The organism is Corynebacterium suranareeae (genome assembly GCF_002355155.1).
GTDB lineage: Bacteria > Actinomycetota > Actinomycetes > Mycobacteriales > Mycobacteriaceae > Corynebacterium > Corynebacterium suranareeae.
Genome location: NZ_AP017369.1, coordinates 2011592 through 2023699, shown reverse-complemented (window position 1 = coordinate 2023699; position 12108 = coordinate 2011592). Strand labels below are relative to the sequence as shown.

The window sequence follows — 12108 nt, the reverse complement described above, 5'->3', positions numbered from 1 at the left end:
TTAGAGTATGATTATGGATGTAATAACACACATCCGCATATCCACTAGTGATATGACAAAAGAATAAAGAAAAGGGAGGACTTTATTATGTCCAAAACTTTATTTCGACACGCTTTTGAGCGATCGCTTGAGATGGCGCGCTCAGAGTGGGGTCAAAAAGATCACTGGGGTAAGTCTCCACTGGGCGATCAGGATGCCGCGCGTATCTATCAGTTGGCACGTGCCTTTGCGAACCAGCACGCAGCAAATAATAAAGGCTTAGACCTTAATGATGAAGCGACCTATGGCGCCATCATGTTTGCGTCTTTCGATGATGCCTTTGCTGCTGATGCTCAAGCTCATGGCGGTGTGCACCGACCACAGTTTGCTGGTGTGACACGACAAAACATACTTAACTCAAAGTCTTATATCTCTATTAAGACATCACATGATGTGCTGGTGCAGCAGCAGTTACAAGCACAGGTTGAAGCTGAACAGCGTGCACAAGAACAAGCAGCTATCTTCCAGGAACGCGACCAAGCTACTGCGCAGGCAGAACAGGTGTCTGCACAAGAATCAGCCCGTCAGTCAGAAAGTGCTGGGCTACCTGACATTGATCCGATGGAGAGTTATTTTCAGGAATACGCCTTCTATGAAGGTGTCGAGATGTTTGGTACCTGGGGTACACACGTTAATGCTGGGGTGTCGCAGCTTAGTGCTTCTGATGGCCGTGCGATCCGAGCGCTTGTTGATGAGCATCTCGCAGCCTACGAACCAGTAGAGCAGCGGGGGAGTACTCAGGCATTTTTCGCCTCTGTCAATGCTGCCTTTGCTGAGGTAGCGCCTCACGCAGCACCTATGTTTAATGCGATTGCTCGCGATGGTGAAAGCTCAAAGGGCTATCAGGCATTGCGTCATCGTTTCGACAAGATGGTCGGCGCTGCAATTGGACCTAATGGTTTGCCTGAGGGTCCTGATCTGGGTGGTCGTCGTTTACCTATTTCGCCTTATGATCCACGCTGGTCAGACCGTGAAGTAGTTCGTGTGCATGGAACCAAGCTGCTGTCGCTGTCCGAGGACAGCGTTGGCATGATTAGGGATCTTGATCTAGCAACCATTCATCTGCAGGATAATGACGTCTATGAGGGCACTCACCGAGAAGATGACACTAAAGGTGGTGTGCGACCGCTGACTCAATGGGTCAATGGCGAAGCTATTGCCTGGCGTACCATCACCGAGAATGACCAGATGCGACTGCCTAATATTGGGCAGTTTATGACGGCGAAAGAATATCGAGCTGCAGCATCCTGGTTGCGTGCTGGGTTGATTGATACAGCAGATGTTGCGAGCCAAAAAATTGACCCCAATAAAGTCATGTCCGACGAGGGTATTGCACGCTCGGAAGCTATTTTGACCTACCTGTCCGATGAGGGTGTGGATTTTAGGATCGAGCCAGATCGTGAGCCGGGGCAGCTCAAAGTGCGTATTGAGGGCACCCGTATTGATATTCGCCTCACTGATACTCGCGCCAATGAACAGTGGGTGGGTCGTGTCTATGATTCTGGCACTGTGATTAAGTATTCCGCCGAACAAACAGCGGAAGAACGTCTGCGAGCTCGTGAGCGCATGGAGAATGGTGATGGAACGTGGACACCGGCTACCGATTATGAGCCAAGTCCGGCAGAAGTTGTCGATCTTGTGAAATTTGCTCTCGGTCGGGAGGTTGAACGACAGGATGGTAAGGGTCTTGTTGGTGTACCTAATGAACGCCATCCACGTGCGTTGGAGCAGGCACAGGATGCGTATTTCACTAAGAATCGTTCCTCTTTTATGGTGCGCGAAGGACTTTCGATCGCTCAGGATGCACGTGATCGAGGTGCTGGTCCCGGAAAGTGGTTTGATGATGAGGACAGTGGCTTGAAATGGCTCAGTGACAGTGTTGCCCTCACCCGTGCACGTGTGGCTGAGGAGCTTGGCGTTGAAGAACTGATTGCGCTTTCTGCACAGTATGCGGAAGATCCTGATTTCACGCCAACTTTTGCCGGTGACGATGTGCTCATGGCGATAAAGCAGGACTATTGGGCGATGCTGCGTGGAGAAGAGACCGACCTGCTTAATCCTGGTGTCAATCGCGACGACTATATGGCTGCAATTCGCGATGGTGATTATGAGCAGATCGCTGCGATGACCTCAGCAATGAATGCTGCGTCTGTTGAGGATCGTGTGCGTGCGCACGCAGCACTTGTTCTTGACGATTATGTCGGAACGGTGGAGCCTGATCCGGTTACCGGTTTGCGTTTTGATCCGGTGGCGGTGGCGAAGCACATGCCGAGTGCTAAATCTTTGTGGTCAAACCATGACGATATTATCGCGGCGTTGCGAGCAACTTCGATTACTGGCGATGAGCTGCGCGGTGATGAATTTTATAATGACGTTATTAATCAGCAGCTGCTCAAATTTAACCCTGAGACTGCGCAGAAGATGATTAACAACCCGGATCTTGACCCGCAGTTGGCTCGATTCGGCACCGTTATTGCCGAGACTATTTCTCGCAACGGTGCTGATGTGGTTGATATTGCTGTTGATGACAACGGCGTGGTCCGGTGGTCTGCGCAGCGACGTGTCGGTGCGAAAGATAGTCGTGTCACAGATAGTAAGGGGCAGGTTCGCGGTGAGCGCACCCGCCATGTGCAAGGCGAGATCGGTCAGATTTTTACTCGCGGTGAGCATGGTGAAATTGTCACCAAATTTAATGGTAGCGAGAACTATATGTTCGCCCCTGGTTACACCGCATCTGTGGTACCACAAAAACCCAGTGAGACAAAGAGTTTAGAAGAGCGTACCAAGCTCAAAGGCTATGAGCAGGTGATGTCAGAGGCGTTAGCATACCGTGTGCGAGAAGATTTGATGTTTACTGAACGCTCCCGAGTGGGTGCTACAACCAGCATCAACAGTGCGTATAAGCGACTGTATGACAATCGCTTCCCAGTGGACTTTTTCGAGCGTAGTGCTGAAGAAGGTTTGAGCGATGAGTGGCGCGCTGCGTTGCTTGAGACTGCGAGTTTGCGTGTGCGTTACGACAACTCAATTCGTGATGGCGCCAATGTGATGGAGGATATTCGGGCACAGCAGCGTGGTTTTGATGCGCGTAACGATAACTCTCGTGACGCACTGGTGCTGACTGGTGGGCGCAATATTTCTGTGCTTGATGTTGATGCCGGCGCAGGGTTCTTTGATCCCATGATGACCGGTATGGCGGCAAACCAGGGCTCAGTACGCTATTTGCTGCCCTCTGCGCAGGTGGGTGCTGATGGCATGATTACCCCTGGTGACCCGGCTGATCGAGTACCTGTTGCAGCACATCCTGAGGCGTGGGCGATGGGCTTTGACCCCCATGATCGTCAGAACATGACGTTTTCGAACATCATGCAGGCTAGTGCTGTTACGGGTGGTGCACGTACGGCTATGACGCAGCTTCATGGTTGGAATTTTGAAGACGGCATTATTGTCTCTGCTGATTTTGCGAATACCCATGTTATTCGCGACACGGAAGATAAGATGCGACCACTGGTAGCCGGTGATAAGTTGTCTGACTTCCACGGTAATAAGGGCGTGATCGCTCTTGTTGTTGATCCAGCGATGAGTGATGCTGATGCACGTGCTGCAGGGCTGGAATCAGAGGTGGCGTTTTTCCGCGACAACCCCGATCTAGAGGTTGTCATGAGTCCGTTTTCTGCCATTTCTCGTTTTAATGGTGGTACGGCACGTGAGCTCATGAATGATCCACAGGATGTGACGTTTAGGAACAATGACGGTTCTACTCGTGTGCAGCCGGGTGCATCTGGCGATCTCAACTTCATCGTCACGCATATGGCTGTTGATGCGAAAACCAATGTGTATGACGAAGACGCTGTTCGTGAAGGTCAGGGGCGTAAAGCGTCCTCACAGCTAGCGTGGGTGCTCCAAGCTCAGGAATGCCATGAAATTATGGAGCACTTTTATGGCACCAACGTCTCTGCGTTGTCTAACTTCCAGGAATATCTGCGGGTCACGGGTCTTGATGTCACCCCCTATGGTGAATTGCGTGAGGGACTCAGTGAGTCTAATGAGCAGCGCAATGTCATCGAAATGCCGAGCATTTACGATGAGGGCGGCAACCTGAACGATCGTGTTAATCGCGCACAGGTGCGAGAAGCTTTTGTTGAGCAGATCAGTCGTGCAGGTGGCGTCATGGAGATTCCCTTTCAGCTGCAGCTGCGCAATGGCGCACAGCTGGAAGAATCACCCAACAATCCAGGCATGTATCAGCTGCCATTGCTCAGCCCGCATCTGCGTAGTGATGAAGATTTAGCGGACGGTAGTACCTCTCGACATGAGTACACCACGCGATACATGTCCATTTTTGATACGTGCTACAAGTTGGCAGAAGAGCAAGCCAAGATTGATGCATTGCGCCAGGAGGAAGCTGAGCATGGCACGTTACCCCGTGCTGCGGAAAAGCGACTGAGCGAGTCACAGAAGTTTGTCGATCAGGCACAGAAAAAGGTGCAGGCAAGCTTTGACGGGATTGCTAATGATATTGTTGCCAGCCGCATTGAGACCAAGAACAATCTGTTCAAAGATGGCTTCATGTCGGCACGCCAGTCACACTCCGCTACTGCTGTGTGGACAGGCGACCCACGCCTGGCAGTTGATGAAGTAGCCATGAACTCTTCGATGGCACGAGAGTTGGGTGTCCTCGATAATGGTTATGCGATGGTGTGGCGTGATCCGGTGATCCGCGATGGTGGTGTGCGCTATTTGCGAGTTGTCATCAATGAAGATTTACATGGTGTGGCAGTTAACCCAGTGTCGGTGAAGAGTTTTGACGGTGACTTCGATGGTGACTCTGTGGGTCTAGTCGGCAATCTGCCGAAAAAGGCGCATGAGGAAGCACTGTCGAGGCTGACTGTTGAGGCAAATATGCTCGATCTTGGTGATGGTAAGCGCATGGAGGACGGCTCGATGTTCTATGGGCTGACCTTGCATGACAGTCTCGATGTGCAGGTAGCGCAGCATCATGATCCAGCAATGGCTGAGAACATGAAGGTCATTGTCTCTGAGCTTAACCGCTACCAGCGTGAGTACGAGGCCGGCGAGATTAGCCGTGAAGAATTACTAGAGGTCAACCGTGCACACATGGATGATCTCAACGAGCACTATGCACAGGCTTTTGCCAACCGTGATGGTTTGGTGACCCTGCGTTTTGACGGCATGGAAAACCATATGTCTTCTGTTGCACAGTGCTTTGAAACGGGCGCGAAAGGTTCACCAGGCAAGCTGAAGGAATATGCCACCTATATCGGCGCTGACCCTGAGCAGGGCTTTAAGGATATAGGTCAACCAACAGCGCAAGCACTGCGTAGCCACTATGAGGGTTCCCAGAAAGCAACTGCCATCAAGGTGCTCTTTACCGGTGTGGCTGGTAAAAAAGAACAGGAAATGGTGGCATTGTGCCGCAACCTAGGTCTGACCAAGGAAGCAATGGCTGCATCTGCACCAGCGCAACAGTCAATTCTGCAGGCAAAGCATGACCCCATTGATGCGTTGTACCGTGCAGAAACTCTCATGGGCCCGTGGGTGATCTTTATCAAGGTCACAAGATGCGTCGAAGCGAGAATGAGCAAGGTCGCTATGAATGGGAGGTGGTCAAGGATGACAACCACCAGCCTATTCAGGCCACCAAGGATGAATGGGTACAGCAGTACATGGAGATGTACGCCGATGACAAGGGCATGGGTGTTTCTGTTGGCGTTGACCAGGTGGAGAAGATCGCGGAAGAATTCTCTGATGAGCAGGGCTATATGCGTGTGCTCAGCCACGATGAGCTGCCGACTGAGATTAAGCCACTAGCACTTGATCAGCTTGCCTATGGCGATAAGAAGAATCGCTTTGATTTGTTGTGTGAGATGGCAAAGCAGCAGGTCAACATCTACGACGGTGATGCCTATGACTTTGCTCCTCGTGTGGTGCGAGCCAATATCAAGGCAATGGAGGATGCAGCACGTTTTGGTATCCCTGATGTAGAGATTCAGTCGATCTCTGCACAGCAGTCATTGGCGAGCTTTGAGCGGGTCCAGCAACGCTCTGGTTTCCGTATTGAGCGGCGTGTACCAGCGTTGGTCGGTGCGGGAGCTGCGGTGCCGGCACCGGTGGCTGATGTAGCAGAGGTATCTGGGGTTGCAGTTGGGCAGTTTGATTATGAACAGCTGCCTACCACCTCGCCTGTAGCTCAACCTGAGGTACCAGCTACACCTGTAGTACAGCAGCCTGTTTCACCTGCTCAGACGGACTTCCGGGGCGTTGGTCAGCCATTCGACCAGGGTGGAAAAATCGGGAATTATGGACATCAGGGACCTGCAATGGGGGCGCAACAACCGGCTGTGCCTCAGCAGCAGAATATTCCACCTGTGCATAATCCGGTACCACAAAATTCTGTTCCACCTACACCGGTTGCACCGAAGCCAGGTACAGGAAACCCATTTACTAACGGTGGTGCAAACAATCAGTTTATGGGTCGATTTGATACAAGCCGTTACAACCAACAGGAACCACCACAACAACAGGATGGCGGGTTTGAGCTCTAAACAATGGCAGTAGATTTCAGCAGAAAAGGAACGCGGGGTCAGAGCATGAAAAGTACACCACGACAGCAGAGTCGATCTGTTGCACGTGAGGTAGTTGTCTCTGACCCCGTGGCGGAGGTTGCAGCGCAGCCTGTGTCACCTCTACCAGACAAAGAAGTAGCTGCTGCTGTGCCGGCGCATGTGCGAACAGCACGGATGGGTGCCGCAGAATTGTTGCGACGCTTTGAACGCACAGGCGCAGCAGCTCAGAATAATCAGTTTGACGATATGGACTTTTAAGGAGTGTGGGAACAGTGGCTGGGAATGAGAACAATAAGGTACGAGAAGAGCAGGTTGCTCGGCGTGCCCAGGCGGTCGTAGAGGCAGAGATCAGTCTTGCTACACAAGCAAGTGCGCAGGTGCGTGAACAGGTAGAAGAGGTTAGTGTCGAGGAACCTTCGGCCCAGTCATTAACCCGGCCTAAGACGTTGGGGCAGCTGCATGACCCAACTAAAAATGTCATGAGTAGCAGCGACTTGGCTTCTATTATTGGTGTGGAGCAACAGTCTGTTGCTTATGGTGAGCCTGCAGAACCAGAAACACTGCGTGATGTGCTGCCTCGGCGAAAGCTTCACCCATCTGAGATAACACAGAGCTATGAGGTTGATGGCGGTGAGCAGCGCAGTATTTTTGGTGAATCAGCTTCGTCTGATTTTGATGATCTCAATGACGTTGAAGAATTTGATACCAGTCATTGGGTGCGTGCTGGGCAAGATGATCGTAGCGATGGCGATCGACTAGTCGATGATGCTGGTGTGCCTCTCAGTGGTGCACAAGAGGCGGTCGATAATGAAGCTGACCTTTCTGGTGTGGATGGGCAACTACATATGCGCGAAGTCCATGCGCAGAGTCTTGACCCTATTGATATTGCCAAAAAGGAACGCAAGGCAGCGGAAAAGAAGTATGCGAAGCCACCAAAAAGTGATAATCCGTACCTAGCACGGGATGCCAAAGATGCAGCTGCTCGTAGGCGGAAGATCAATGCAGCTCATGATAACTTTGCACAAGAGATGGCACAGGCTGCGATGGGGCCACTACGCAAAGGTGTCAACACCCAGACTGTGATGGCGGCATGTACGACCGCTGCGGTGATGTGGTGTATGAGTCCGCGTATGACCGGTGTCAATGTGGATATGAAGCGCAAGATCAACAAGGATCTGGAACAGGCTAAAGACACTAAGTTGTCGAAATATGTATCCAAAGATTTTTGGAAGTCAAAGCTGACGCGGGATAAGACGGAGAAGGAAGCGAAGTCGCTCTCTGATGCGTTTATACAGCAGAAAACAGCGATTATTAGCAACCGTGAACGAATCCCCATGAGTGTGAATTCTGCTGCGCAGACTGTGGTGCGGCTATCTGATCAAGCATATGAGGCGATGCGGGAAGTAGATGCGGATGGTCAAGCGATAGTGGATGCGAGCGATGTCTCTGCACAGGTGGCAGAAGATATTGACATGGTGGTCAAACAGGGCGAAGAGCATGGCCTGAAGTCGAAGGATATTTATGGCGCTGCCCGCGATATTGTGGGTCGTCGTATGGAGCGCGATCCAGGCTATGCTGCCCGGTTTAATGAGACGGCTTTTGGCACCGTGCGTCTGGGTGAACAACGACGTGGCATGGTGACCTCTAAGACACCGACATGGCAGTTTCCTGATGGTGCAGGCTTGAGCAAAAATGCCGGCTGGTTCAGCGTTCGTGAGCCGATGGGTAATGTACAGAATTTCGCGGACAATCTGGCTGCGACCTTGGCGACAGAGATGCGCGTGGCTGGTGAGCAGCATGGTTCCGATGGTGTTCGTGATGTGGTTGCTGGCTTTATGACGGCTACTGATGTCTCAGAAAGCGGTCTTGCCTCTGCGAAGAAACTGTTGCCTGATTTTGATACACGCGGACGCAGTGCTTCTCGGGTGCGTCAGATTGCTATGGCGCAGCGTACACAGGCTGCCATTAAGGTTCTGCAGGATGATGGCAACCAGACTGCGATGACTACTGAGCAGGTCAAGGAAGTTCAGGTGTGGGCGATGGATCAGGCTGAGAAGGTGATGCAGCGCGATCACCCAGTGATTTTGGATAAGTTTGTGCGCAAGCATGGGCAGACGTTTGGGCAGGATGCGGATGCTTTTGTTAAATCCATAACTATGGAAAAAGACACGTCGAGCGAGTATACTGATGCTATGGTTCGACCTCAGGAGAGTCGTGGATCAGGTCGAGAATTGGCAGCTCGCCGTCGTGTACAAGCGGCACAGCTTAATCAGGCAGCACAGTTGGATATGACCGTTCATGATTTCCGTGAATCCAATCTGCCAGAGGATCGACCTGCGAATCCTTATGAGGCGTATGTTCGTGAGACTGAAGCAAAAACCAATGATTCGCAGTACGGCTACTAATATAAAACGATAGAAAGAAGGATTCATTATGACGACTCCAGATCCCACTAACCGCGACACCCAAGAGCTTATGGGTGTACCCAAGACTCAGGTTCGACTTGGCGAGGGTGGTATGGATGCTAACGGCGTACTGAACTCTGTTGATCAGCAGCTGCGAATGCGTCAGCGTTACCAGGCTATGAACCAGGAAGAGCAGCCAGTTATCCAGGAAGAAGCTCAAGTGCAGCAGCAGAATGATGGCTTTAGCTTTGGTTAAAGTGTGAGCTGTAGTTAATTAAAAAATAACCCCCGTACCAAGGTCTGCGTGAGTGCAGCGATCTTGATACGGGGGTTATTTATACGGCATCAGTGGTTGGAGCCGGTGCGTTGTGTTTTGGTACAGGGGTGTTACGAGAGAGCACCGGTTGTGGTGAGGTGCTCAGAACATCAGCCAGTTGTGTATGTAAATCGTCAATGGAGCCGTCGTTGCGGAGCGTAACATCGGTAGCGAGATTAAAGCTCTCTGAAATATGTGAGGCAGTACCGAATGAGCCTGCAGTCAAGGTCGATTCATGATCTGGTCGGATGACTTTGATGGTCTGCACGGTGTTCAGTGGGTTGTCCTTGAGGTTGTTCAACCACTCAATTTCATTGGGGAACCGCAGGTCAGTGATGACAACTGCCTTTCCAGCTGGTAGCTCGTTAATCTTTTTGACGGCAAGGTTGATCCAGAGATGCTCGCCGTGAATACGCCAACCGGCCTCGGTACCAATGCGCTGCATGAGTGCACGGATTTCAGGAAGTTGTTTGGCACTATCCCATCCGAGCTTGTCTACGACTGTGGCAACGCGGTCATAGATGGCTGAATCCGTGGTAACAGCCTGTTCCACACAGACGAGTGGGTTGAGTGCATAGAGTGCGTCACGGATACCATCGGCAAAGGCAATGCGGTGAAAACTGTGCATATTGGTGAGATATTGTGCTGCGGTATCTTTGCCAGATTCGGCACGGCCATTAAAAGCGATGATGGTGCGCGGTGCGGTAAGTTCTGCAAAAGTCATGGTGAGACCTACTTTCTTGAGGGGATTTTGTGGTGTTTTCCTGCGATGGTGGCATGGTCAAAGTAGATGGCTGGATCAGGGAATCCATAGTGCTGCATGGTGGTCGCATTAGCGGGCACAACCCAGTTAGAAAACACCGTTGGCGGGGTGTGCTGTGGATTATGAGCATGTTGGGCGAAGCTATAGAGCTGGTCTAGCGTGCGGAAGTGACTCAGTTGGTTGATGTGCCACCATGTCGGCAACAACAGGTTGAGCTCTGCGTTCGACCACTGTGATAGTAGGTCAGCTGCAGTTGCCCAATAAGAGTGGGTTGCTTCGGTTGTTTGGTGTCGGGGTTGTAGGGCGTTGTCTTCTGTATCACTGCTGTCTTTGGGGACGAGCACGAAGGTGGCGGTGTCGTAACGGCGCCTAAAAGCAGGAATGTCCGGTGTGATCCAGCGATCAAGAGGGATCAGCTCATGGGCGTAATTATCGAGATCGACGCCTGTTTCTTCCCATACTTCACGGCGTGCAGCAGTAATGTGCGCCGCCATGGTCTCCGGGTCGATGTGGAGTCTGTACGCATGATGTTCGATCTGTTCGCGAGTCATATGCGCGTCTTGGTGGGGTAAAATATATGGGTAATCGCTGTATTCAACACCACCACCGGGGAAGACAACAGCGCTTGCTGCATAAGCCATAGTGGATTGTCGCTGCTGGATAAAGAATTCTAGAGTGCTTGAGTCAGCAGACTCGCGGGCAATAATGACCGTGGAGGCCAGGCGTGGTACACGGTGGGAGTTAGGTGCGGTCATTATAATTCTGCACTTTCTGGGTGTTCATGGTGATTGTAGAGGTGGGTGCCGTAAAGGTCATATACAGGTAATCCTTCTAGCTCATCATCGGGTGTATCCTCTTGGGCACGTTCACCGTTGACGACATCAACCCAAAAGGTGCCGCATTCAAGGCATGTCCACCCATCACGGTCATGCTCTAGTTCTGCATCACACAGCGGCCCGGAGCAATACATGACCATTTCTGGTGTCTCGTCATAGAGGTGCTTAAAGGACATGGGTGAGGGTTCTCCTTACTGTTGTGCTGGTTGGGTTTAGTCGAGATAGGTCTCGAACAGTTCGAGGTAGCCTGCTTTAGTGCTGCGGAGATTGCTAAATAGGCTGCCTGGAAGCTCGTCAAGCCATGCATTAATCTGTTCTATGGCGTTGTCGCGAGAAACTCGTCCGCTGTTTACTTCTTCAGCGATGTCGCCAAAAGCTTCGAGAATGCTGTGGTCAAGGTGCGAGTTGAGTGCCCAGGTGGGGTAGTCGTCAGCTGAATCTGGGGTGGTGTCCTCTGTAATGCTGGAGGTCTCTTCTTCAGAGAGGTAGCCGGTGTGCAGAAGAGCTTCAACAGGCGAGAGGTCATAAGCACGTGCAAGAGCGATGACAGTCTTTTCGGGGAGAATCCCATCATCAAGTTGGTCATATAGTTCGAGAACTGGAATACCGGATTTATCAGCTGCTTCTTTTTTAGAGGCAAGGTTGGTGATGTTGTTGAACCACAGATTATGTTCAATCATGGTGGTGTCGTCCTTTTCTTATATAGGCAGCGAAAAAAAAGAGCGTCGAAGCGTAGATTGCTTCGACGCTCTTTGTGAGGGTGTGGGGGGAGGGATTAACTGAAGTGGTCGTTAACGATGTCGCTGACAACATCCTCAGCGTCGAGGTCGTTGATTGATGCCGTGATCGCGGTGAGAGCCTCCTTCATAGTGAAGTCGCCACAATCAATACGTGAGACAATTTCTTCAGCAGCATCGTCAATACCGTCGCGAACAAGGTCCATGACAAAAGACTTGATGCGGTCTTCACGTGGAGCGTTGGCGATGGTTGCAGAGAAAACGTTGCCGGCTGCCATTTCCTTGGAAGCCCAAGCGCGGAATTCGTCACGCGTGGCAAACTCGTGATCTTCGACGCGTGCATAAGGTACGCCAGGCTTCGGGTTGAAGGTGTCGTTGAGGATGGCGGTGGAGTTAGTGGAAGAAGTAGATTCAGACATGATGGA

General features: G+C 51.5%; 9 protein-coding genes. 4 read left to right on the top strand and 5 right to left on the bottom strand.

Annotated elements, in window-relative coordinates; all coding sequences use genetic code 11:
* The first annotated feature begins 87 nt into the window (after window positions 1–87).
* The 4 genes from N24_RS09505 (at window position 88) to N24_RS09490 (ending at window position 9287) form a co-directional block, all read left to right on the top strand.
* On the top strand, window positions 88–5871 hold the full coding sequence (locus tag N24_RS09505; protein WP_231910962.1) for a hypothetical protein: 5784 nt from the start codon (window positions 88–90) through the stop codon (window positions 5869–5871).
* 779 nt (window positions 5872–6650) lie between these two features.
* Window positions 6651–6884 (top strand): hypothetical protein, encoded by a 234-nt coding sequence (locus N24_RS09500; RefSeq protein ID WP_096456413.1) that lies wholly within the window; start codon window positions 6651–6653, stop codon window positions 6882–6884.
* Window positions 6885–6898: 14 nt separating this feature from the next.
* On the top strand, window positions 6899–9031 hold the full coding sequence (locus tag N24_RS09495) for a hypothetical protein (protein WP_096456411.1): 2133 nt from the start codon (window positions 6899–6901) through the stop codon (window positions 9029–9031).
* Window positions 9032–9059: 28 nt separating this feature from the next.
* The gene (locus N24_RS09490) at window positions 9060–9287 is read left to right on the top strand and encodes a hypothetical protein (protein ID WP_096456409.1); all 228 of its coding nucleotides are present in this window, start codon (window positions 9060–9062) and stop codon (window positions 9285–9287) included.
* Between the two features lie 79 nt (window positions 9288–9366).
* Here the strand turns inward: N24_RS09490 and N24_RS09485 are convergent, their stop codons facing one another.
* From N24_RS09485 to N24_RS09465, 5 genes are all read right to left on the bottom strand, one after another.
* Window positions 9367–10071: a nucleoside/nucleotide kinase family protein gene (locus N24_RS09485; RefSeq protein WP_096456407.1), complete on the bottom strand. Its 705-nt coding sequence runs from the start codon at window positions 10069–10071 to the stop codon at window positions 9367–9369.
* A gap of 8 nt (window positions 10072–10079) precedes the next feature.
* Window positions 10080–10865: an NUDIX hydrolase gene (locus tag N24_RS09480; RefSeq protein WP_096456405.1), complete on the bottom strand. Its 786-nt coding sequence runs from the start codon at window positions 10863–10865 to the stop codon at window positions 10080–10082.
* On the bottom strand, window positions 10865–11122 hold the full coding sequence (locus N24_RS09475; RefSeq protein WP_096456403.1) for a hypothetical protein: 258 nt from the start codon (window positions 11120–11122) through the stop codon (window positions 10865–10867). The genes N24_RS09480 and N24_RS09475 overlap by 1 nt, the downstream gene beginning before the upstream one ends.
* Before the next feature lie 36 nt (window positions 11123–11158).
* A complete protein-coding gene (locus N24_RS09470; RefSeq protein WP_096456401.1) occupies window positions 11159–11626 on the bottom strand; it encodes a hypothetical protein in 468 nt (155 codons plus the stop codon).
* Window positions 11627–11721: 95 nt separating this feature from the next.
* On the bottom strand, window positions 11722–12102 hold the full coding sequence (locus N24_RS09465; RefSeq protein ID WP_096456399.1) for a hypothetical protein: 381 nt from the start codon (window positions 12100–12102) through the stop codon (window positions 11722–11724).
* Between the last annotated feature and the right edge of the window lie 6 nt (window positions 12103–12108).